This window comes from Streptomyces sp. NPDC002057 (assembly GCF_040296665.1).
Taxonomy (GTDB): domain Bacteria; phylum Actinomycetota; class Actinomycetes; order Streptomycetales; family Streptomycetaceae; genus Streptomyces.
In genome coordinates, this window is sequence record NZ_JBEOXR010000049.1 from 1 (window position 1) to 22,375 (window position 22,375).

At 74.6% G+C, this 22,375-nt stretch carries 16 protein-coding genes; 5 read left to right on the forward strand and 11 right to left on the reverse strand.

Annotated features, from left to right (window positions below):
- Positions 1-1,225, reverse strand: a 1,225-nt coding sequence (locus tag ABT129_RS29425) for a DUF4139 domain-containing protein (RefSeq protein WP_351907637.1), incomplete at its 3' end; no start/stop codon positions are given.
- A 184-nt stretch (positions 1,226-1,409) separates the two neighbouring features.
- Between ABT129_RS29425 and ABT129_RS29430 the strand changes: the two genes are divergently transcribed.
- From ABT129_RS29430 to ABT129_RS29440, 3 genes are all read left to right on the forward strand, one after another.
- Positions 1,410-2,891, forward strand: a complete 1,482-nt coding sequence (locus tag ABT129_RS29430) for a glutamate-cysteine ligase family protein (RefSeq protein ID WP_351907639.1) — start codon at positions 1,410-1,412, stop codon at positions 2,889-2,891.
- A gap of 193 nt (positions 2,892-3,084) precedes the next feature.
- Positions 3,085-4,398, forward strand: a complete 1,314-nt coding sequence (locus ABT129_RS29435; protein ID WP_351907641.1) for an MFS transporter — start codon at positions 3,085-3,087, stop codon at positions 4,396-4,398.
- Between the two features lie 169 nt (positions 4,399-4,567).
- Entirely contained in the window at positions 4,568-5,596 is a 1,029-nt protein-coding gene (locus tag ABT129_RS29440) for an MBL fold metallo-hydrolase (RefSeq protein WP_351907643.1), read from the forward strand.
- Positions 5,597-5,671: 75 nt separating this feature from the next.
- On the opposite strand, the gene ABT129_RS29445 is transcribed toward ABT129_RS29440, so the two are convergent.
- Positions 5,672-6,589, reverse strand: coding sequence for a S1 family peptidase (locus tag ABT129_RS29445; protein ID WP_351907645.1), 918 nt, complete (start codon positions 6,587-6,589; stop codon positions 5,672-5,674).
- A 931-nt stretch (positions 6,590-7,520) separates the two neighbouring features.
- Between ABT129_RS29445 and ABT129_RS29450 the strand changes: the two genes are divergently transcribed.
- A complete protein-coding gene (locus tag ABT129_RS29450) occupies positions 7,521-9,347 on the forward strand; it encodes a glycoside hydrolase family 15 protein (protein WP_351907647.1) in 1,827 nt (608 codons plus the stop codon).
- Positions 9,348-9,438: 91 nt separating this feature from the next.
- Here ABT129_RS29450 and ABT129_RS29455 read toward each other — a convergent pair whose 3' ends face one another.
- Both ABT129_RS29455 and ABT129_RS29460 read right to left on the reverse strand, forming a co-directional pair.
- Positions 9,439-10,077 carry a TOPRIM nucleotidyl transferase/hydrolase domain-containing protein gene (locus tag ABT129_RS29455; RefSeq protein WP_351907649.1) on the reverse strand — a complete coding sequence of 213 codons (639 nt, stop codon included), beginning with the start codon at positions 10,075-10,077 and terminating at the stop codon, positions 9,439-9,441.
- Positions 10,078-10,151: 74 nt separating this feature from the next.
- Positions 10,152-11,423 carry an amidohydrolase gene (locus ABT129_RS29460; protein ID WP_351907651.1) on the reverse strand — a complete coding sequence of 424 codons (1,272 nt, stop codon included), beginning with the start codon at positions 11,421-11,423 and terminating at the stop codon, positions 10,152-10,154.
- A gap of 150 nt (positions 11,424-11,573) precedes the next feature.
- Between ABT129_RS29460 and ABT129_RS29465 the strand changes: the two genes are divergently transcribed.
- A complete protein-coding gene (locus ABT129_RS29465; RefSeq protein ID WP_030757923.1) occupies positions 11,574-11,744 on the forward strand; it encodes a thiazolylpeptide-type bacteriocin in 171 nt (56 codons plus the stop codon).
- A gap of 123 nt (positions 11,745-11,867) precedes the next feature.
- Here the strand turns inward: ABT129_RS29465 and ABT129_RS29470 are convergent, their stop codons facing one another.
- The 7 genes from ABT129_RS29470 to ABT129_RS29500 all read right to left on the reverse strand — a co-directional run bounded on the left by ABT129_RS29470 (position 11,868) and on the right by ABT129_RS29500 (position 22,337).
- The gene (locus ABT129_RS29470) at positions 11,868-13,787 is read right to left on the reverse strand and encodes a TOMM precursor leader peptide-binding protein (RefSeq protein ID WP_351907731.1); all 1,920 of its coding nucleotides are present in this window, start codon (positions 13,785-13,787) and stop codon (positions 11,868-11,870) included.
- A gap of 29 nt (positions 13,788-13,816) precedes the next feature.
- On the reverse strand, positions 13,817-14,572 hold the full coding sequence (locus ABT129_RS29475) for an ABC transporter permease (RefSeq protein WP_351907653.1): 756 nt from the start codon (positions 14,570-14,572) through the stop codon (positions 13,817-13,819).
- 2 nt (positions 14,573-14,574) lie between these two features.
- The gene (locus ABT129_RS29480) at positions 14,575-15,546 is read right to left on the reverse strand and encodes an ABC transporter ATP-binding protein (RefSeq protein WP_502981953.1); all 972 of its coding nucleotides are present in this window, start codon (positions 15,544-15,546) and stop codon (positions 14,575-14,577) included.
- 81 nt (positions 15,547-15,627) lie between these two features.
- Positions 15,628-16,731, reverse strand: a complete 1,104-nt coding sequence (locus ABT129_RS29485) for a metalloprotease (RefSeq protein ID WP_351907656.1) — start codon at positions 16,729-16,731, stop codon at positions 15,628-15,630.
- Positions 16,728-17,900, reverse strand: a complete 1,173-nt coding sequence (locus ABT129_RS29490) for a lantibiotic dehydratase C-terminal domain-containing protein (protein WP_351907658.1) — start codon at positions 17,898-17,900, stop codon at positions 16,728-16,730. Before ABT129_RS29490 ends, ABT129_RS29485 begins: the two co-directional genes overlap by 4 nt.
- Positions 17,888-20,710 (reverse strand): lantibiotic dehydratase, encoded by a 2,823-nt coding sequence (locus ABT129_RS29495; protein WP_502981954.1) that lies wholly within the window; start codon positions 20,708-20,710, stop codon positions 17,888-17,890. Before ABT129_RS29495 ends, ABT129_RS29490 begins: the two co-directional genes overlap by 13 nt.
- A 13-nt stretch (positions 20,711-20,723) precedes the next feature.
- Positions 20,724-22,337, reverse strand: a complete 1,614-nt coding sequence (locus tag ABT129_RS29500; protein ID WP_351907662.1) for a nitroreductase family protein — start codon at positions 22,335-22,337, stop codon at positions 20,724-20,726.
- Positions 22,338-22,375 lie beyond the last annotated feature (38 nt).

Below are 22,375 nucleotides of genomic sequence, written 5' to 3' on the forward strand. Positions count from 1 at the left end.
TGTCCCACGTGGACGTCAGGGCCGCCGAGGACGCCTGGCGCACCGCGCTCGCGGACTTCACCCCCACCAGGATCGGAAACCGGCAGCCCGGCGGGGCGCCGAAGCCCCGCGGTGCCGGAGGGGGCGGCGGAGGACCCCCGTAGCTCTGCGCCGGTGGTGCGACGGGGGTGTGCGCGGTGCCTCCCGCGACGGGCCCGGACACCGCGAGGGGGGCGCCGCCGACCGCCGTGACCTCGGCCGACGCGGGCCGGGGGCCCGCTGCCGCGTACCCGGTGAACAGATCGGCGAGTCCGGCGGGAGGCTCCCGCCAGCCGGACGGGGCGGGCGCGGCCTGACGTCGTCCGATCCGGATCGAGCGGAGCTTCGGCAGGTCGGTGCGGCGCCGGAGGTCGGCGGTGGCCAGGGCGATGCGCACCCCGGTCCAGTCCTCGCCGGTGCGCTGGGCGACCGAGGCGCGCAGCACCAGACGGCCGGTGCCGTCGCCCTGACGGTGGGTGAGGCGGTAGGTCGGCACCCAGACGGCGCCCGGCACCCCGTACTCCAGCTCCAGTTCCACCGTCGTGCCGTCCGGCCCGGCGTCCGCCGCGCTCGTGCCGGTGAGCGTCAGGACCGCGCAGACGGTGGTCTCCACGTGCGCGGACGGCGTGTCGGTGGAGGCGCGGGCGAGCCGGTCGGCCGCGACCGCGAGCGCGTGCCCGGCCTGGAGCAGCGTCTCCTCCAGCTCGGCGAGGCGGGCGTGCAGCCCGGAAAGCCGCTCGTCGACGAAGTCGGCGAGTTCCAGCCAGGCGTCGACCGGGGTGCGGCGGTGCTGCGGATCGTCGCGCCTGCGGGGCGGTGGCACCGGCTGCAGACCGCTGACCTCGGCGATCAGCCCCAGCTGCCGGTCCCGGCGGCCCGCCGCCGCCTCGTACGCCTCGCTCAGCCGCTCGACCTCGCGCCGCAACTCTTCGGGCGTGCCGTGGGCGGTATCGGCGTCGGTGGCGAGCGGTCCGGCCTCGACCTCCACCCGCGCCTCGGTGACCCGTACCCCGGAGGCGCCCAGGACGCGGGCGCGCAGCGAGCCGGGGTCCAGCGTGCGGGGCAGTCCCGTCACCCGCACCCGGCCGTCCGGCGGCACGACGCCCCGGGCCAGGCGGCGGCAGAGCGCGCCCTGCGCGTACACCACGACCGAATCGAGGGTGGATCCCCACCTCTGTGCCGTGACCGTCCGTGCCGCCACCGTCATGTGCCCCGCCCCCAGCGCCGTGTCCGTGCTGGGGCGAAGCCTACGCCCGGGGCGGGCCGGGGAGGCCCGCCCGGTGCCCGCCGTCGCCCCCGCGCGAGCGGATCCGGGCCGCTTCGGTGGTTGGGCCGCCCCGGGAGTGGGACGCTAAGGGTGGGAGTCCGTGCCGACCAGATCGGGAGGGACCATGGGACGCGACGTCCCGGCGCTGGAGTTCACCCGTGACGACCGTCGCCGGTTCCGGAACAAGACGCACGCCTGCCTCGACGTGTTCGCGCGGATGCTGCGCGAGTCGCGCTTCGACTTCGAGCGGCCGCAGGTCGGCCTGGAGATCGAACTGAACGTCGTGGACGCCGCGGGCGAGCCGGCCATGCGCAGCACCGACGTCCTGGAGGCGATCGCGGATCCCGCCTGGGCGACCGAGCTGGGCCGGTTCAACCTGGAGATCAACGTCGAACCCCGGCGGCTCCACACGGGCGGCGGCCCCGACTCCTGGGAGCAGGAGATCCGCGACGCGCTCAACCACGCCGAGGAGAAGGCGGCGGCGATCGGCGCGCACCTGGTGATGATCGGGATCCTGCCCACGCTGGAGGTGAAGGACGCGGGCCCCTCGTCGCTGTCCGGGGATCCCCGCTACCACCTGCTGAACGAGCAGATCTTCGCGGCCCGCGGCGAGGACCTGCTGATCGCGGTGGACGGGGTGGAGAAGCTGCGGACCCGGGCGGAGACGATCACGCCGGAGGCGGCCTGCACCAGCACCCAGTTCCACCTCCAGGTCTCGCCGGACGAGTTCGCGGACCACTGGAACGCCGCGCAGGCGATCGCGGGCGTGCAGGTGGCCCTCGCGGCGAACTCGCCCTTCCTGTTCTCCAAGGAACTCTGGCGCGAGACGCGCATCCCGCTCTTCGAGCAGGCCACCGACACCCGGCCCGACGAGCTCAAGGTGCAGGGCGTGCGGCCCCGGGTGTGGTTCGGCGAGCGGTGGATCACCTCCGTCTTCGACCTCTTCGAGGAGAACGCGCGGTACTTCCCGGCGCTCCTGCCCCTGTGCGACGACGAGGACCCCGAGGCGACGCTCGACGCCGGCGGCACCCCGGGCCTGTCCGAACTCACCCTGCACAACGGGACGGTCTACCGCTGGAACCGGCCGGTCTACGCCGTCGTCGACGGCGTCCCCCACCTGCGGGTGGAGAACCGGGTGCTGCCCGCCGGTCCCACGGTGGCCGACGTGCTGTCGAACGGCGCCTTCTACTACGGCCTCGTCCACGCCCTGGTCGAAGAGGACCGGCCCGTCTGGTCGCGGATGTCCTTCTCGGCCGCCGAGGACAACCTGCACGCCGCCGCGCGGCACGGCATCGACGCGCACGTGTACTGGCCGGGGATGGGCGAGGTGCCGGTGACCGAACTGGTCCTGCGGCGCCTGCTGCCGCTCGCGGACCGCGGCCTCGAACGGATGGGCCTGGACGCGGCCCGGCGGGAACCGCTGCTCGGCGTGATCGAGCAGCGCTGTGTCAGCGGGCGCAACGGCGCGACGTGGCAGTCGGAGATGTTCCACCACATCCACGACATCGACCACGCGGGCCGGCACGAGGCGCTGCGGCGGATGACGCAGCGGTACGTCGAGTACATGCACATGAACGCCCCGGCGCACACCTGGCCGGTCGACTGAGGCTCCGGCACCGTCCGCCACCTGCCGACCCGCTGTAGCGCCCACCGTCCGCCGCGGGAAGACCGGGCTCCGCCCCCGCACCCTGCCACGGGCCCGCGGCCCGCGGCCCGCAGCGCCCGGCACCGCCTCCGCCGGGCGGTGGCGGTGAGGAGTACGGAGGGCCGGGCCGGGGCAGGTCGTGATCATGACAGGCATGCCTCCTTCCGCGGACCTCGACGCCACCGACGGGCCCGTCTCCCCGCCACCGCCCCCCACCCGGCGGCCGTTACGGCAGCTCCTCGCGGCCTCCGTCGGCAACGCCGTCGAGTGGTACGACTGGTACGCGTACACCTTCCTCGCCGCCTACATCGCGCACCAGATCTTCCCCCCGGGGTCCGGGAACTCCCTCGTCCCGCTCCTGTCGACGTTCGCCGTCTTCGCCGTCGGCTTCTTCATGCGTCCCGTCGGCGGACTCCTCATGGGCGCGCTCGCGGACCGGCGCGGCCGACGGACCGCCCTCACCGTCACCATCCTGCTCATGGGCGGCAGCAGCCTGCTGCTCGGCCTGACCCCGACGTACGCCTCCGCCGGCATCCTCGCCCCGATCGTCCTCGTCGTCGCCCGGCTGCTCCAAGGCCTCTCGGTGGGAGGGGAGTTCGCCGCCTCGACCACCTTCCTCGTCGAGTCGGCCGGCCCCGGCAGGCGCGGCCTGTTCTCCTCGTTCCAGTACGTCTCCACCTCCGCCGGACAGCTCGCCGCCTCCGGCATCGCCGCCCTGCTCATCGGTGTCCTCGGCGAGGACCGGATGAACGGCTGGGGCTGGCGGATCCCGTTCCTCATCGGCGCGGTCCTCAGCCTCGCCGGCTTCTGGATCCGCCGGGGCGCCGAGGAGACCCGGAGCGCCGAGCAGAGCCAGGCGCCCCGGCCGGGGCTCTTCGACGCGCTGCGCGACCACCCCCGCGCCTCGCTGCTCATCGCGGGCATCACGGCCGGCGGAACCCTCGCGTACTACACGTGGACCTCCTACCTGCCGACGTACGCGGTGCTCAACACCGGTATCGACAAGGCGGACGCGCTGCTCGCCGGGACCCTGTCCCTGGGGTTCTTCGCCCTCCTCCAGCCCGTCGGCGGGCTGCTCTCGGACCGCTTCGGCCGCAGACCGTCCCTGCTCTTCTTCGGCCTCGGCTTCGCCGCCCTCGGCGTGCCCCTGCTGCGCGCCCTCGACGGCTCGTTCCTCTCCCTGCTCCTGGTGCAGTGCGCGGGCATGGTGCTGCTCACGGGGTTCACCTCGATCTCGGCCGCGGTGAACGCCGAACTGTTCCCGGCGCGGGTGCGGGCGGCCGGGATCGGCTTCCCGTACTCGCTGACCGTCGCCGTCTTCGGCGGCACGGCGCCGTACGTCGGCACGCTCTTCAAGGAGCTGGACCGGCCCGGTCTCTTCCCCTGGTACGTGGCCGTCCTGTGCCTCGTGTCCTCGGCGGTCTACCTCCGCCTGCCGGAGACCGCCCACAAGCGGCTGGACCGCTGACCCGGCGACCCGGGGGCACTGCCGCTCCCGGGGAGAGAATGACCGTCGGGGCGGATCCCCGCTGACGGAAGGCCCGCGCGGCCGACGGACCCGAAGGAGTGCACGTGGAAGACCCGACGCACCGGGAACAGGCGGAGCCGGGCCGTGTCCCGGTGAACAGGACCGGAGCGTGAGCCCCCGGCCGGAGCTGCCGCCCTGGGCGACCTGGTGGCAGCGGCCGTTCCCCGACGCCAACACGCTCCTGCTCCACGGGCGGCGGCCGGCTCTGGTCGACAGCGGTTTCGTCGGCCACGCCGCCGAGACCGCCGCCTGGGCCCACGCGCACGCGGGCGACATCGACCTGGTGGTGAACACCCACTGGCACTCCGACCACGTCGGTGGCAACGCGGCCCTCCAGGCCGGGGGCACCGCCGTCGCCGCCGGAGCCCCGGAGGCCGAGGCGATCGCGCGGAGGGACCCGGGATGCTGCGCGGCGGAGTACCTCGACCAGCCGGTCGCGCCGTACACGGTCGACGTCCCGCTCACCGACGGGCAGGCGCTGCGGCTCGGCGACGCCGACTGGGAGGTGGTCGGCACCCCCGGGCACACGCCGGGCCATCTGGCCCTGTGGCAGCCGGAGGAGCGGCTCCTCGTGGCGGGGGACGCGCTGTCGGCCTACGACGTCGGCTGGGTGAACCTCGCGCTGGACGGCCCCGACGCGGCGACCACCGCCCTCGCCTCCCTCCGGCGGATGGCCGACCTCGCCCCGCGCGTGGTCCTCCCCTCCCACGGCGCGATCCCCGCCGACGCGGGCCGCGCCCTCGCCGACGCCCTGCGCAGGGCCCAGCGGCTCGTCGACGACCCGGACGGGGCGGTCTGGTACGGCGCCCGCCGGATCCTCGCCTTCGCCCTGATGATCCGTGAGGGGATCCCGGCCGACGAGGTGGAGCCGTACCTGCACCGCCGGGCGTGGCTGACCGACGCCGCACGGCTGCTGGGCCGCGCGCCCGAGGACCTCGCCGCCGAACTGGTGAAGACCATGCTCGGCAGCGGCGCCGTCGTCCTGCGCGGAGGACGGCTGCACGCCGCGGCGGACCACGCCCCCGTGACGGCGGCGTCGTTGCGCGTGCCCTACCCGCGGGCGTGGCCGGCGCCGGCGCCCCGCCGGGCCGCGAGCGCGAGGGGGCCGGCGGCCCCCGAGGGGACCGCCGGCCCGTGAGTCCGCGCGGTGGTGCGTGGGGATCCCTGGAGGCCACCGACTCCGCGGGTCCCGGTGGTGCCTGTACCCGTGGTGCTAGAAGACGCTCACGCCGTAGGCGCTGAGGGCCTCGGTCACCGGCTGGAAGAACGTGGTGCCGCCGGAGGAGCAGTTGCCGCTGCCGCCGGAGGTGAGGCCGAGCGCGGTGGTGCCGGAGAAGAGCGCGCCGCCGCTGTCGCCCGGCTCGGCGCAGACGTTGGTCTGGATCAGACCGGAGACGATCTGGCCGCTGCCGTAGTTGACGGTCGCGTTGAGCCCGGTGACCGTGCCTCCGCGCAGCCCGGTGGTGCTGCCGCTGCGCTGCACCGACTGGCCCACGGAGGGGTTGCCGGCGGAGGTGATGTCACGGTAGGTGCCGTTGTAGAGGTAGACCCGCCCGTCGGCCGCCGAGGCGTTGGAGTGGCGGATGATGCCGTAGTCGTTGGTCGGGAAGCTGCTGCCCGCCCTGGTGCCGAGCACGGTGGTGTTGGCCGAGTTGGTGTACCAGGTGCTGCCGATGTTGGTGCAGTGGCCGGCCGTCAGGGCGTAGTAGGTCGAGCCGCTGCGGACGTTGAAGCCGAGCGAGCAGCGCCCGCCGCCGGCGTAGATGGCCTCGCCGCCCGCGATGAGCTTGTTGAACGTGCCGGGCGTGCGCTTGATCTCCAGGGCGGAGGCACGGTCGCCGGCCGCCTTCTTGATCGTGGCGATCTCGGCGGCGGAGACGGTGGAGTCGACGGTGAGGACGACCTTCCCCGTCGCCTGGTCGGTGTACCAGGCGGTGCCGGGTACGTCGGCTCCGCGCACGGCCGCGTCGGCGGCGGCGAGGTGGGCGGCGCCGGCTCGACCGGTGTCGGCGGTGGCCGCGGACGAGGCGGGGACGGCAAGCGCTGAGGCGGCGAGCAGCGCGGAGGCCACGGCGATCAGCCGTGCGCCCTTGGCGGCGCCGCCGAAGGGGGACAGACGCTTGAGGTTCACTTGATCCTCCGGTGGGGGAGTGGGGGGAATCGCTGGGTGGGCGATCCCTCGGCGCGGAGCGGACGGGTCCGGACGAGTGGGTGATCGACATGGACCTGTCAAATCCGACAGGGGGAATCCTCGAATCCGGGCCCACCTTGCGGCAAGGACGCCTTTCGGCCGATCTACGCGCGTTCCCTCGGCCTCGGCCGTGGCGGGTTCCGGCCGGGCCCGGCGGTGCGCTTCCGGCGGGTGGGGCGGCGCCGGGTCGCGCAAACGCTTGCAGCAAATTACTGACGCTTCTTCAGGAGGCCCGGGCGCTAGGGGGGATGGGCTCTCGGGCGCTACGGGAGAAGCGGAAGGGGCTGTGCCGTTTCACCAGTTCAACCGCCCGGGACGGTCCGCCCTCACCTTGATCCGGTTCCCCCGCCCGTGGCGCCGGCCCGGCCCGGCGGACGGGGGCGCCGGCCCGCCCGGCGGAGCGGTAGCGGGCGCACAGAACCGGCCGCGTCCTCGGTCCGGCCCGGGCCGGCCGGACGTGCCGTCCGGGGCGGAGGGAGGGGGGACCGCCGGTCCCGCGGCACGGGGGCGGACGCCCCCCAATGCCTCGATCCTTCCCTTCCGTCCCGGCCGACCGGGTGTCCGGATCTCGTCGGAGAGCCCCGTGGACCGCGTCGATCGGCGTCGTTTTCCGGCGGCCGTCAGCGATGTTCGGGCCCCCTCGGTTCGTCACGTACCCCAGGGAGACCCCCGACTCCGGGTCGCTCGGCGGTCGCGAGCGGCCTACCGACGGGTAGGACCGGCGGACAGGGAGGTGCACACCGGCCGCCCGGGGAGCCGACGGCGTTCACCCGCCCGGTCCCGCCGCCTTGCCGGGCCGGCGGACGACGGGTTGCGTGGATCCGAGGAGTGGCACCGACGGTCCGGAGCCGCGGGAGAATCGAGGTCGCTCGTGCCCGAGTACCCCCCGATCGCAGCCCACGGACTCATCGGCGACCTGCAGACGGCCGCCCTGATCTCCGCCGACGGCTCCGTCGACTGGTTCTGCGCCCCCCGGTTCGACTCGCCGAGCATCTTCGCCTCGCTGCTCGACCGGGAGCGGGGCGGCCACTTCACCATCGCCCCCGTCGGCGACGACGTGACCGTCCGACAGCTCTACCTGCCCGACACGGCCGTCCTGATCACCCGGTTCCTCACCCCGGAAGGGGTGGGCGAGGTGGTCGACTTCATGCCGGTGAGCGACCGGCCGGACGCCCCCACCGACCGCCACCGCCTGGTGCGGGCCCTGCGCGTGGTGCGCGGGACCCTCACCTTCGAGGTGCGGTGCCGGCCGCGCTTCGACTACGGCCGCGCCCCGCACACCCTCACCCTCGACGGCGCCGCCGCCACCTTCCACGGCCCCGGCCTCGACGTCCACCTGAGGAGCTCCGTCCCCCTGGAGGGCGACGGCCGGGACGTCCACGCCACCGTCACCCTCCAGCAGGGCGGGACCGCCGGAATCGTCCTGGAGACCTGCTCCCCGGGTGGCACGGGCCCCGAACCCCTCACCGAGGACTCGGTGAGGGCGGCGATGGCGGAGACCCAGGCGTTCTGGCACCGGTGGATCCGCCGGTGCCTCTACCAGGGCCGCTGGCAGCAGATGGTCAACCGCTCGGCCATCACCCTCAAACTGCTCATCTACGCCCCGACCGGCGCGCCGATCGCCGCCGCCACCATGGGGCTCCCGGAACAGATCGGCGGCGAACGGAACTGGGACTACCGCTACACCTGGATCCGCGACGCCTCCCTCTCCGTACGCGTCCTCCTCGATCTCGGATACGTGGAGGAGGCCGACGCCTTCCGCCGCTGGCTCGGCGACCGCTTCCGCGAACCGCGCCCGCCCGGCAGCGAACCGATGCAGATCATGTACCGGATCGACGGTGACCCCGAGCTGTCCGAGGAGATCCTGGACCACCTCTCCGGCTACCGCGACTCCTTCCCCGTACGGGCCGGGAACGGGGCGGCCGGCCAGTTGCAGCTCGACATCTACGGCGAGTTCGCCTACGCGATGACCCACTCGCCGGACCTGGCCGACCTGGCCGGCTACGAGGGGTGGAAGGGGATCGCGGGGGTCCTCGACTGGCTCGCCGGCAACTGGGACCGTCCCGACGAGGGCATCTGGGAGACCCGCGGCGGCCGCCAGGACTTCACGTTCAGCCGGGTGATGTGCTGGGTCGCCCTCGACCGGGGCATCCGCCTCGCCACCCAGTACGCCCGCCCCGCCGACGTGCCCCGCTGGACCGCGCAGCGCGACGCGATCCTGATCCAGGTGATGGAACGCGGCTGGAACCCCGAACTCGGGGCGTTCGTCCAGCACTACGACAGCGACGTGCTCGACGCCTCCCTGCTGCTCATGCCCCTGGTCGGCTTCATCTCCCCGAAGGCCCCCTCGTGGCTGTCCACCCTGGACGCCATGGACCGCGTCCTCGTCACCGACAGCCTCGTCTACCGCTACAACCCCGAGGCCTCCCCCGACGGACTGCGCGGCTCCGAGGGCACCTTCTCGCTCTGCAGCTTCCTCTACGTCGAGGCGCTCGCCCGCGCGGGCCGCCTCGAACAGGCGCGGTACGCGATGGACAAGATGCTGACGTACGCCAACCACGTCGGGCTCTTCGCCGAGGAGATCGGACCGACCGGCGAACAACTCGGCAACTTCCCGCAGGCGTTCACCCATCTCGCCCTCATCACGGCGGCGATGGCCCTCGACGAGGAACTCGACAGGGCGGCCGAGCGCCGCTGACCGCCGCCGGCCGGGGCCGCGCCGCCGGAACGAGCCGCTCGGGCCGCGCGCCCTCCCGCCCCGAACCACTCGCTCGGGTCGCGTCCCCGGGTCACAGACTCGTCAGGAGGCCGTCGAGCGGGGCCGGTACGCGTCCGGGGTCGAGGGAGGCCACCAGGAGGTGGCCGTAGCGGATCTTGCGGCCCTTCTTCGTGCCGAGGAAGCGCCGCAGCTGCTGCCGCCGGGGCCGACCGTGCTGCGCGGGCTGGCTCAGGAAGGTCTGCCAGGCACGCAGGTCACCCTCGGCCCGGACGATCTCCTCGACCGTCTCCGTCCCCAGCGCGCGGATCAGCTCCTCCTCCAGGTCCGCCACGCAGACGAAGAACCGCCCGTCCGACGCCCCGGCGCGCTCCAGGCCGCGGTCGTAGTAGCGCTGCTCGCGCTCGTCGCACAGTCCCGTCAGCCGCAGGCCGAGACCGGGCGGGCCGAGCAGGCCGGCATAGCGGGCGACGTTCATCGCGCCGCCCATCGACACCACGCACACCCCTTCGGCGACCAGGTCCCTCCCGAGCCTCGCGGCCAGGGTCTCGACGGCCGCGAGGTCGCTGGGGCCTTCGAGCAGGACGGCCGTGCGCAGGCCCAGGCGCCCGGCCAGCTCACCCGGCGGTCCGCCGGGACCGCCGGCCGCCCACCGGTCGACCGCGTCCCTGAACGTCCCGATCTCCGCCGTGCCATGCGTCAGGTCCACCATGCGGTGAGTCTGCCCCGCCACCGGCCCGCACCGCACCGGATATACCCGCGACCGTCCCCCGGGGCGGGGACGGGTCAGACCGGTTCCGCGCCCAGCCGGTCCAGCGCCGCCGCCGTCAGGGTGGTGATCGCGTGCGGCAGGGCCGAGCGCACGTCGGGCGCGAAGAGCGGCGAGTGATTGGGCGGGAGCTGTCCGGCGGAGTCCGCCCACTGCCGGGGGCCCGCGGCGCCGACCATCCAGTAGACCAGCGGAACACCGCTCTCGCCGTGGGACGTGACGCCCCCGTCGCCATAGAGCGGGAAGTCCTCCGAGGCCAGCGACGGCGGCCAGTCGACCACCCGCGCCGTGCCGTGGAGGGCGGTGTGCGCCGCCCTGACGGCCAGGGTCGCGGCCGTGTCGCCCCACAGGGCCGGGGTGCGGGAGACCGTCGTGATCTCGGGCCCCCGGGGACACGCGGAGGCGGCGCACTCGGCCCTGACGATGCGCTCCACCGCCGTGAGCGCCCGGTCCAGCGACGCGTCCGTCAGCGCCCGCAGCCCGATGCCCAGCTCCGCGGTGTCCGGGACCACGTTCACCGCCGTGCCCGCCCGCAGCGTGCCGACCGTGAGGGTCACCTGGTCGGCGGGGGAGCTCTCGCGGGAGACGACCGTCTGCAGGCGCGTGATGACGGCCGCCGCCGTCACCACGGGGTCCACGGCGAGATGGGGGGTGCCGGCGTGGCCGCCGCGCCCGTGCAGCACGACGTCCAGGGCGGTGCTCGCCGCCGTCACCGGACCGTACGGGGTGCCGTGCGCGACCATGCCGGAGGGCAGCGGCGCCGCGTGCTGGGCGAGGACGACGTCCGGTCTGCCGAAGCGCTCGTACAGGCCGTCCTCCAGCATCGCGCGGGCGCCGGTCAAGGTCTCCTCGGCCGGCTGGCCGAGCACGACGAGCGTCCCCCGCCAGTGCGCGGCGGCCCGGGCGAGGAGCTCCGCCGCACCGGTCGCCGCGGCGAGGTGGAGGTCGTGGCCGCAGGCGTGCATGGCGCCGTTCCCGCTCGCGTACGGCAGACCGGTCCGCTCCGTCAGCGGCAGGGCGTCCAGTTCGGCCCGCAGGTACACCCGCGGTCCTTCGCCGTTGCGCAGGACGCCCACCACGCCGTGGCCGCCGATGCCCCGGGTGACCTCCAGGCCCAGGGCCGCGAGCCGGTCGGCGAGGAGCGCGGCCGTCCGGCGCTCCTCGCCGGAGACCTCGGGGGTGCGGTGGACGTCGAGGTAGAGGGTGAGGGCGGGGCGGACCACCCGGTCGACCGGGGCCAGGACGGCGGGGACGGCGGAGGCGCTGGGGAGGGGGGCTGGCCGGTTCACGGGGCTCCAAGGAGGGAGGAGGCGGGTCGCTGGCGTCGCGCGCCAGCGATGTGCGTGCGGGAGACGTGCCGAACGGTGAGCGGCGGGCGGTGGAATGGGTGACGTACCCCGGTCGGTCCCGGTGCGGGACCGCGGTCATGAGGAGGCGCCATGAACAAGGACCTGAGCACGCTCGCCGACGAGATCCTCGAGCTCGAGGCCGAGACCTTCGAGATCTCCGACTACTCGGACGCCAGCGAGGTCGTGCTGGCCGGTTCCACCAGCACCAGCTCGACCTCGACGTGCAGCTCCACGACCAGCACCACCTCCTGCTCGGCCTGATCACCGGCGGTCGGCCCCCGGCCGGCCGGAACACGCGCCCGGCAGCCGGTTCCCCGGCCGCCGGGCGCGTTCCCTTGCTGTGCCGGTCCGGCCGGGCTCGCGGCGCGACCGACGAGCCACCCCCTAGGGGAACGGGTGCGGGACCATGCGGATCTCCCCGTCGGCGAGATCCGTCGAGCGGTGGCCGCCGCGGCGCAGGGCCGTGCGCAGCCGGGGCATCAGCGGCGCCCGCTGCCGGTTCCAGCCGAAGTCGATCGGCAGGAGTCCCGGTACGAGGGTGCTGACCGTGCACAGCCCCATGCGCTCCTGCTCGGGCGTGGTCTGGTCGACGACGATCACGTCGTGTCCCGCCCCGGCCAGCAGGTCCGTCACGGCCCGGACGTCGTCCCGCAGATCGCCCGTGCGGGGCCTGCCGTCCGACTCCCACTCCCGGTACACCTCGTCGAACGGGCGCACCGCCAGGGGCTCCAGATAGCCGCGGGCGTGCTCCGCCATCCGCGGCAGCCCGTACAGCTGGGCGTGGTCCTTGAGGTGGCGCACCAGGTGGAAGTCGTCGGCCATGGCCTCCAGTTCGGCCCCGCGCTCCAGGGTCTGGCGGGAGAGGTGCGGGATGTAGGTGAGCACCTCCGAGAGGGCGCCCTCCACGGCCGCGCGCGGATCCAGCGAGGCCGCCGCCGCGAAGGAGAGGGTGCCGGGGCCTCCGTCGCGGCGGACGGCCACCGCGGTGGCGACGGGGACGGGCAGGTCGATGCGGTTGTCCAGGACGTGGACGTCGTACCCCTGGAGCGCCGCGCGCTCCGCCATGGCGGCGGCGGTCGGGCCGCCGACGGTGGACAGGTCGATCTCGGTGAGCCGGGCGTCGCCGTACCAGGCGTTGAGGAAGGCGTCGCGCTCGACGAGTTCGAGCAGCCCGCCGAGGACCGCCTCCTCCCGACAGCCGCCGATGGCGCAGCCGTTGGAGCACTCGAAGACGAAGTTGTCGGCCGCGAGCCCGGCGCTGTAGTACACGAGCCGGGACGGGACCAGGACCGGGCGCTCGTCGCGGAGCGACCAGCCCCACTCCCAGGGGATGGCGCGGTCCGGGTCGAACGGGTCGACCAGCGGGTCGTCGCGGTAGGTGCGCGGGTCGTAGAAACCGCACGCGGCGGGGTCGACGGCGTGGTCCCGCAGCTCGTTCCAGGAACCGGTCACGGGGGTGTGCCGGCCGCGCCGGTGGGTGCCGGCGTACCGCTCCAGACCCTCCAGGAAGGCCAGGGTGCGGCTGGTGGAGAAGGCGTTCTCCTGGCCGCTCCAGGTGACGTCGTTGAGACCGGCGTACCCCCGCACGAAGACGCTGCCCGCGACCGGGGCCGTCGTCGGCGAGGTGACGCTGATCCAGGTGCCGCCGCCGAGCGCGCCGCAGACCGGGTTGGCCAGGGCCTCGCGCGGGAGCGGATACGAGGACGCGGCGCGCAGCCGGTACGTCCCCGGGTCGGGCTTCGGCCGTTCGACGAGGTCCAGGGAGCGGGGTGCGGCCGGGACCCGCGCCGGGCCGCAGTCGGGGCAGAGGGGATCGGCGAGCAGCGGGTACGTGCGGACCGCGAGCGTCGCCAGGTCGATCCGGGACACCTGCGGCAGCGCCCGGTCGGCGGGCTCCGACGCGGCGGGCTCGGCGCCGGGGCCGTCGAGGACCGCCTGACAGAGGGCCGCGACCGTGTCGTACACATGGTCGGTGAGCAGCGGCCAGACGCCGGCCGGGCGCGGGCCCTCGGGACCGCCGGTCTCCAGGGCGTCGCGCTCGCTGCGGCTGCGCAGTCGCTGCCAGCGCAGCGCCAGACAGCGTCCGCAGGCGGGCGCGCTCCCGTCGCCGCCCCAGGGGCCGACGAGCACGGCGGAGGCGGTGAGGTGGACGCGCGCCCCGGCCCGCTCGGCCGCCCAGGGGTCCGGTGCGCCCCGGCCGCCGGTGGGAGCGGCGGCGTCCGTGGCGCCGACCGGGACGACGGGGACGTCCCGGCCGAGGCGCCCGGCGAGCGCGGACCGGAGGGAGGCCCGAGCCCGGTCCATGGGCAGCGGCAGGTCCCACTCGGCGGTGGTCACGACGACCTGGTCCAGCGGAAGGTCTTCGCCGCGACCGCGCCGAAGACGAGGGCGAACACGAGCAGTCCGGCGCAGCCCACCCACACGTCCGAGGAGTCGCCGCGGCCGGCGAGCGCGTGGGACACGGCGTCGTTGAGGTAGCGCAGCGGCATCGCGAGCGAGATGTTCTGGAGCCAGGACGGCATGGAGTCGAGCGGGAAGAACGACCCGGACAGGAACGCCATCGGCAGCATGAGGAAGTTGGCGACGGCCGCGACGGACTCGGGGGTGTCGGCGAGGGATCCGATGATCACGCCGAGCAGCAGGAAGGTGGTGATGCCGAGGAGGAGGACCGGGATCAGCAGCGGCCAGCCGGAGGCCGGTCTCAGGCCGAACACCGGCAGCATCGCGACCCCGACGAAGAGCAGCGACTGGACGGCGCCGACGACCAGGGCGATCGCGTACCGGGAGCCGATGACCGCCGGGAGCGGGGCCGGGGACATCCGGATCAGCCGCAGGATGTCGTCGTTGCGCCACTGCATGAGGGTGAACGCGATGCCGAACACGGCGGCGTTGGCGACACCCCAGGAGAGCACCCCGGACGCGGTGTACGAGAGGTAGGACAGGCCGCTCTCCTCGACGGCCCGGCCCTTGAAGATCAGGCCGAAGACCACGAGGAAGAGGAGCGGGAAGGCGAACGTGAAGAAGAGGGTGGTCTTGTCGCGGACCTGGGCCCGGTAGCCCGCCCCGGTCAGTGCGGCGTAGGCGCTCATGGTCACGGCTCCGTGGTCTCGGCGTGGGGGCGGCCGGACCGCCCGGCGCCGGTGAGGCGGGCGGTCAGGTCGAGGTAGACGTCTTCGAGGCTGGCGGTACGGGTCTGGACGCCGTCGAGTCCGGCGAGCCGGTCGACGGCGGCGAGGACCCGGCCGGCCGCGTGGGTCTCCAGGACGAGCGAACCGCCCTCGACGGTGACCCGTTCGACGCCCTCGATGGCCGCCGCCCGCCCCTCGTCGAGACGGCCCAGGGGGAGCAGGAGACGGCTGGGGGCCTTCGACGCGCCGACCAGGTTGTGCGGGGAGTCGGTCACGGCGATCCGTCCGTCCACCAGGATGGCGATCCGGTCGCAGAGGGCCTCCGCCTCGTCGAGGTGGTGGGTGGTGTGGACGATGGTGCGGCCCTCCGCCTTCAGCCCGCGCAGGACCTCCCACAGGGCCCGCCGGGCCTGCGGGTCGAGGGCGGCCGTCGGCTCGTCGAGGAAGATCAGCTCGGGTCCGTGCACGAGGGCGGAGGCGATGGCCAGGCGCTGCCGCTGGCCGCCGGAGAGGTTCTCGACCCGGACGCCCCGCTGCGCGGTGAGGCCCACGGACTCGAAGGTGGCGTCCACGGCGCTTCTCGGGGCGCCGTAGAGCGCGGCGACGGTGCGCAGGTGCTCGTCGGCCGTCTGCCGCACGAAGAAGGCGGAGCTCTGGGTCTGCACGCCGAGCCGGGGCAGCAGCGCGGTGTTGCGGGGCCAGGGGGACTCCCCGAGGACGGCGACCGTACCCGAGTCGGCCTTGCGCAGTCCCTCCATGATCTCGATCAGGGTGGACTTGCCCGCACCGTTGGGGCCGAGCAGGCCGAAGAACTCGCCCCGGCGGATCTCCAGGGAGACGTCGTCCACCGCCTGTCGGTCTCCGTACCGCTTGGAGACGCCCCGGACCTGGACGGCGGCGGGCGGCGAACCGTCCGCGGCGGATGTGGTTGGCATGGCCGATACCTCACTCATGTGGTGCGTGGATTCCTTGTGGTCGGGGGAGGGGAGGGCGTGGCGGAGCCCGGCCGCGCGGGGTCAGCCGAGCAGGACGAGCACGAAGGCGCAGGCGGCCGCCGCGGCGAGCAGGACGAGGACCGCCGAGCCGATCGCGTACGCGGTGTAGATCCGCCGGGCCCGGGCCGGATAGCCCGCGACGGCCCCGGCCCCGCCACCGCGGCGCAGCGCCAGATAGGCCCGCGTCTCGGGGGCGAGGTGGGCGGTGCCCAGGGCGTGGCCGAGCATCCGGTACCCGTCGAGCGGCGGCAGCGGTACGAGATTGCTCAGCGCCTGGACGGTGCCGAGGACCAGCAGGCCGGCCAGCGGGGACCGCTCCGGCGCTCCGGCGGGGAGCAGGAACCACCAGAGCCCGAAGGGCAGCAGGAGCACCATGTTGAGGTGGGCGCCCGCTCCGGCGATCACCAGCCTGGCGCGCCGGCCCGGCAGGAACAGGTAGTTGTCGACGGTGCAGGAGAGCAGGGCGGCGGGGAACCGCCACCGCAGCCCGATCTCGGTGACGCGTCCCCCGTAGTGCTGGGCGGCGACGCCGTGCGCCAGCTCGTGGAGGGTGATGCTCGCCCAGAGGAACAGGGCGACGCCCAGGAGCGCCACCGGCTGCCGGACCATGGTGGCCGTGCCGTCGAGCAGCGCGCCCGCCTGCCACACGAGCGCCGCGACGAGAACCAGCACGGCCGACAGCAGGGGGAGTTGGACGGCGGGGTGGAGGAGGGGGCGCAGTGCGCGGTGGAGCCGGGCGGTCGTCGCGTCCGCGTCCGCCACCAGGGGCCGGCTGCCGCGCCACAAGGTGTTGGGGCGTTTCGGGGCGGGCTCGGGGGCGGCCGGCTCGGGGGCCCCGGCCAGCAGGCCCCGGGTGCCGAGGAGACCGAGCAGCCGGTACCAGTGCTCCTCGCCGAGCCGGCGGCCGAACCGGTCCGCGTAGGCGGGTGCGAGGTCGTCGAGGTTCCGTGTCCCGTCGAGCCGGGAGATCAGGAAGTACTCCTTGACGCCGACCTCGAACGCGGCCCCGGTCACCGGGTGTTTGACGAGGTGGACGGTGCGGGGCCCGCGCAGCAGGGGCGTGCTGAGGAGCACGCCGGGCCGGAGCGCCGGACGGTGGGCCCGCGCGGCGGCGGCGGCGGTCACGCGCCCGCCGCCTGCACCGCGCGTCCGTCCGCGGCCCCGCCGCGCGGGTCCCGGAGGACCTGGCCGAGGACGAACGAGAGGTAGGCCTCGTCGCGGATCGTCACGTGCAGCCGGTTGTTGGTCATGTGCATGTACGGGGAGAGGAGCCGGGGCAGCACCGACGGCACATGGGTCAGCGGCTCCACCGCGGCGGCGCCCGCCGGCTCGGCGCGCGGCTGCCCGGTGTCCTCGCGGGCCGGTCCCTCGTGGACCGGGAAGAGCAGGTCGCCCCGCCCGGCCGACTCCACCACGCGGGAGCGGAGTTCCAGGCAGTGCTCGGCCCAGCCCCGCAGGAAGGAGGGGAGCCGCCCCAGCTCGCCGCTCGCGACCGCGGCCCGGACGGCCGCGAACCGGCGGCCCAGGGAGGGCGCCATCTCCGCGTAGTTCCGTTCGTACTCCTCCGACCCGATGAACCCGGTGCCGGGGAAGGCGCGGTGCCAGAACGCGTAGTAGCCGTCGAGGTAGTCGGCGAGCCGGTCCTCCTCCGGCAGGAAGCAGCTCGACATCACCATCATCAGCTGGGCGGAGGTGCCGAGCAGCACCGTGCGCAGGTGGAGGTTCATGGTGCGGAAGGCGTCGACGACCAGCTCGCTGGAGTGGCGGAAGTGCCACTCGGCGAGCTCGACCCCCGCCGGACCGCCGTACTTGGCGTACTCGGGGGCGTACGGCTCCTCGCTGAAGGAGTTGTTCGGCCGCAGCCTCATCCGGCCGTCCTCCCCCATGTACCGCCCCCGGTCCTCGCCGGGGAACTCTATGTCGAACAGGGCGTTGTAGAAATCCTTGAGGAACCCGGAGTCGACCTCGTACAGCGCCGGACGGCCCGCGAGGAACGCGGTCAGCGCCTCCCCGGCGCGACGCCGCACCTCGGGGGCCGCCGCCGGGCTCGCGGGCCGCAGCCGCAGCCGCACGTGCGGGCCCTCCAGCCAGTAGTTGATGAAGAAGTGACCGGTGATCAGGCCTTCCTCGGTGAGCCGGGCGACCAGCGGCCGGACGCAGTCCACCAGCATCGGCCGGGGGCTCGCGGCGTAGAAGACGTGCAGGGCGATCCACGCCCCCGGCTCCGCCTCCGTCGCCGGTGTCCCGGACGACGGGGATCCCGGCAGGGGGGTGGGGGAGATCAGTTCCGGCATGTCGGGCCGTCCTCGGTGCGGTGGCGGGAAGTGAAGGTCTCCACGGCCAGTTCGGCCACGTGACGCCCCCGGGGGGACGTCAGATGCAGGGCGTCCTCGGCCGGGAGCGCCTCGCGCAGCGTCACGCCGGTGCCCGGCTCGCGGTCCACCAGGGCGTCGAACGCGGTCAGCGACAGCGGGCTGGCGAAGTCGACGTACACCGGCTTGGCGCCCAGGGCCCGGCGGCCGTCACGCAGGACCGTGGCGAACACCTGGTCGGGCAGTCCGTGCGCCCGCCGCCAGCGCCGCCACTCCAGGAACCACGAGGCCTCGTCAGCGCCCGGGCGGCGCACCGGCAGCACGGCGGCCTGCGCCGTCCAGCTGCGACGGCTCACGACGACGTCCCCGTGGACCACCCGCGGTCTGCGGGTGACCCCGTCCACGGCCTCCCCCTCGGGAACACCGCCCCACACGTCGGTCGGGGTCATGGTGCTCGGCGACAGCAGCAGCAGGGTGCGGGGGATGGCCGGCAGGGCCACCGGCACGAGGTAGCCGAGGTAGACGGGTATCACCTCGCGGTCGAGCCGGCGCGACCGCAGGACGAGCCGGTCGGCCTCCGCGTCGTGCTCCAGGTACAGGTCGTCCAGGTGCAGCCGGGCGTCCTCCGGAACCGTGGCCGTCTCGCCCGGGCACACGATCTGGTGGTCCGTCAGCCGCCCGTGCAGATTGAGGTTGCTGGTGACGGGACCGCCGGTCAGCTCGGCGAAGACGGCCCCCCGGGGCTGCCGGGCCCGCAGCTCGGCGCGCAGCTGCCCCGAGAACAGTCCCCGCGCGGGCCGTCCGGGCTCCGCCTCCCCGTCGTACACGTGGGTGAAGCGGCTGAAGGGGAAGGCGAGTCCGCCGTACGAACGGTTGAGGACCACCCGGGGACCCGCCTCCCCGCCGGGGGCGGGCGCGGCCACCTGGAGGTGATGGCTCTGCGGTACGAAGTCGGCCGCGAGCTGCTCCAGTTCGGCGGCGACCTCGGCGAGCAGCCCGGCGGGCAGGCGCAGTTCGTCCGCCGGGTCGCCGTGCCCCTCCCACAACGTCCTCATGCCGCCGACGAAGCGGCGCCGGGCCTCGTCCAGGCTCCGCAGCTCCGGCCGGCCCAGCCAGTTCTCCTCCGGGACGTACTCCCCCTTCTCGTCGAAGGCCGTGCGCTTGGCCGTGAAGGAGACGTACTGGTCGAAGACGTCCTCGTGGAAGTCGTGCACGAGGCCGAGCAGGTCGTCGCAGCGGCCGCCCCGCCCGTACCGGGCCACGAAGAAACCGTGCAGGGTGATCCGCTGCGGCAGCGTGAGGTCGAACATCGGCAGGACGCCCTCGACGGCGCGCAACGCCCGCCCCGTCGCACCCGCGAGGAGCCCCGAACCGCAGACCAGGTCGTCCCCCGCGCTCACGTCCTCGTAGACGAGGGTCCGGGGGAGCGTGGGCTCAGTGGCGCCCAGTTCCCGCTGCACGTCGAGGAGTCGCTCGCGCAGGGTCCGCAGCAGGCCGCGCCGCTCGGCGAGACCGGCGGCGGGGTACGCGGCCAGAGCGGCCGCCGGGCCGTCCAGGGCTTCGGCGACGGAGTCGGCCCACGGGGCCGCCAGGGCGCGCAGGGCCCGCTGGAAGGAGCCCAGCGGGTCGGCGCTGTGCACGTCGGTCCGCAGACACGGCACCTGGACCATGCCGAGCTGGAGCAGCGCTGCGGCGTACCGCTCGCACTCGGCCGGGTCGGCGCCGTGCTCGGCCCGCAGCCAGGCGACCAGATCGCGGTGGCGGAGCCCCGTGCGGCCGCCGTCGCCGAGGAACGCCAGGAGCCGTTCCAGGGTGCCGCTGCCGCGCAGGTAGAACAGCCGGTCGCGGACGGAGTCGAAGGTGACGGACGCGTCGTCGTCGCCGCTCGTCACCCACTGCCGCACGTAGCGGATCCGGTCCTCGTCACGGCCCCAGCCGGGGGACAGGACGACGGGCAGGTCCTGCCGGCGCACGGGGTCGGCGAGGATCAGCTCCGCGATCCGGCCCAGGGCGACGACGTTGAGCCGTACGTGCGCCGTCCACGCGTCCCCGACGTGCAGGGCGGCGCCGTCGTCCGCCCCGGGCTCGGCGTCGAAGACTCCGGCCGCCACCGGGGTGAGCGTGCTGAACGGACTGGTCTTGCACGCCGTGCGGTACAGGTACGTGAGCGCCGACCGTTCGATCTTGCGCATCCGCTTCCCCGCCCCGGCGCCCGCGTCGCCGAGAGGGGCGTCGAGATAGGCGTCGAGCCGGCCGTCGAGCGTCGGCGAGGCCAGGAGAAGCCCCCGGCGCAGCGGCTCCTGGGCGAGCGCGGCCCGCAACCCGGCCCGTGCCAGGCGCAGTTCCTCCGCGAGCAGCGCGGGTCCAGCGGTGAGGAGTTCGCCGTGCCGGACGCGCTCGTCCAGCCAGGCGGAGACCCGCGCGCCGGTCGGCCCGTCCAGTCCGGCCACCAGGCGCACGGCCGCACCGGGGTCGGCGGGCAGCCGGTTGTTGAAGATCTGGCGGCGCAGGGCGAGGAGCTCCCGGCGGGCCTCGTCGCCGGCCGCGTCGGCGGCCTCGACGAGGGCGTGCAGCGCGTCGCTCAGGGCGGCGCCGCCGTCGGCGAGACGTTCCTCCCGCGCCAGGACGTCGTCGGCCCAGGCGCGGGTGCGCGGGCAGCGCAGCCCGTGCACCGTCTCGACGGGCAGTCCGGCGGCCCGGAGCAGGAAGCGCCGGCCGACCTCCCACGCGGCGGGGCGCGGACGGCCCGTGTCGGTGGTCAGGAGTGTCACGTGTGCTCTTCCCGATGTCATCGCGGCTCTCCCCTCAGGCGATCTCGTGGCGGAAGTCGGCCGGCGCCGGGCGTTCGTTGCCGAGCGGCATGATCAGCAGCGGCGCCTCGGCGGTGCCCTCCAGACCGAGCCTCTCCACGAACGACACGTTGTCGAAGCCCAGGGCCACCCCCGCGCCGAGCGAGAGCGCGGAGGCCGCCAGGTAGAACGTCTGCGCCACCGCCCCCGCCGTGCCGACGGCGAGCCGGTAGCCCCGGTCGCCGACCGCGTCCAGGACGGCCGGGGTCCGCACCGTCGGCACGAGGACCGCGCCGGCCTGCTCCAGGTTGTAGTTGGCCAGGAAGTAGTTCTCCTGGAGGAACGCCCCCTGCGGGCCGGGGACGACGAGCCGGAGCTCGCCCGCGTCGGGGTCGTGGACGTAGGCCCCGGGCGCGATGCCCTCGACATGGTTGACGAAGGCGTACAGACGTACCTGCCGTGCCGTGCCGCCGGGGTCCGCCTCCCCGCCCAGCGAGGTCGCCGCGCAGGCCGCGAGCACGGCGGACAGCTGCCCGGGCGTGACCGGACGGGCCGCGTCGAACCGTCCGAAGCTGCTGCGCCGGCTCCGCAGGACGCGGCGCACCGGCACCTCGGGGAGGACGGGCGGGGGCAAGGCCACCCGGGTGCCCCCGGCGGGGACGGGACGCGCCGCCGCGGGGGCGAGCGCCCCGGGCTCCGGCCGGTCGGCGGCGCCGGCCACCGTCGCCGCGTGCATCGCGAGCACCGTGGGGAACGCGACGACCGTACGGGAGCGTTCGACGTCCCGGTGCCGCACCGCCGGATCGGGGCCGTCGGTCACCGCCGTGCGCCGCCCGCCGTCGTCCTCCCAGCGCAGCGGCACGACGGCGAAGACGCCCTCCTCCTCGCCGACGGTGCCGAGCAGACCGTTCAGCCGGGGCTCGTCGAACCACAGCACCGGCGCGGTGCGCAGCCCGTGGGCCGCCGCCCAGATCCGCCAGGTCTGGACGAGGGTCCCCACGTCGGTGCAGACCACGTGGTAGCCGAAGCTGTTGTACTTGAACGCCGTCTGCCAGTACTTGACGCCGAGGATCAGGTACTGGTCGGTGTCGAGCGCCCCGGGCGGCGCGTCCGGCCCCAGCGCCTCGCGCACCCGCGCCGTGACGTCCCCCGTCAACAGCCGCTGCACGGCGTGCCGGTGGACGTCGTAGTAGTGGATGCCGGGGGTGAGCGGGCCGGAAGGGCCCGACGCCCAGTAGACGCCGACCGGATAGAGACCGCCGCCGCCCGCCGTGCCCCGGGACCAGTTGGCGTGGGTGTAGAACGGCAGCCCGGACAGGTCGCTGTTGGCCTGGACGCCCAGACGGCGTCCGGTCATCCCGTACGAGTCCTTGAGCATCGCGGAGAGCAGCGGCAGGGTGAATCCGCCGTCCCGGCCGGCCCGGGCGTCCCCGCCCGGCGGCGGGAGGAGACCGGCCCGCGCGGGCGCGTCGGGCAGCCCGTCACCGTCCGGCAGGGCGTAGGACTCCACCCCCGGATAGAACTTCCCCCTGCGCGGGCCGTCGGGCCAGTCGGGGACGAAGTCGGCGGGTTCCATCGGGACGCGGCCGCGGTGCAGGACGGCGTCGGCGTACTCGTGGGCGTACCCCATGGGGGTCGGCTCCTTTCGGACGGCGGGCGGGACGCACT

What these genes read in the sequence shown, in the direction of transcription:
- ABT129_RS29465 (WP_030757923.1), top strand. Translation starts at nt 11,574, where the DNA reads ATGAACAAGGACCTGAGCACGCTCGCCGACGAGATCCTCGAGCTCGAG.
- ABT129_RS29480 (WP_502981953.1), bottom strand. Translation starts at nt 15,546, where the DNA reads ATGCCAACCACATCCGCCGCGGACGGTTCGCCGCCCGCCGCCGTCCAG.
- ABT129_RS29500 (WP_351907662.1), bottom strand. Translation starts at nt 22,337, where the DNA reads ATGGGGTACGCCCACGAGTACGCCGACGCCGTCCTGCACCGCGGCCGC.
- ABT129_RS29430 (WP_351907639.1), top strand. Translation starts at nt 1,410, where the DNA reads ATGGGACGCGACGTCCCGGCGCTGGAGTTCACCCGTGACGACCGTCGC.
- ABT129_RS29470 (WP_351907731.1), bottom strand. Translation starts at nt 13,787, where the DNA reads ATGGACCGGGCTCGGGCCTCCCTCCGGTCCGCGCTCGCCGGGCGCCTC.
- ABT129_RS29495 (WP_502981954.1), bottom strand. Translation starts at nt 20,710, where the DNA reads ATGACATCGGGAAGAGCACACGTGACACTCCTGACCACCGACACGGGC.
- ABT129_RS29490 (WP_351907658.1), bottom strand. Translation starts at nt 17,900, where the DNA reads ATGCCGGAACTGATCTCCCCCACCCCCCTGCCGGGATCCCCGTCGTCC.
- ABT129_RS29475 (WP_351907653.1), bottom strand. Translation starts at nt 14,572, where the DNA reads ATGAGCGCCTACGCCGCACTGACCGGGGCGGGCTACCGGGCCCAGGTC.
- ABT129_RS29435 (WP_351907641.1), top strand. Translation starts at nt 3,085, where the DNA reads ATGCCTCCTTCCGCGGACCTCGACGCCACCGACGGGCCCGTCTCCCCG.
- ABT129_RS29455 (WP_351907649.1), bottom strand. Translation starts at nt 10,077, where the DNA reads ATGGTGGACCTGACGCATGGCACGGCGGAGATCGGGACGTTCAGGGAC.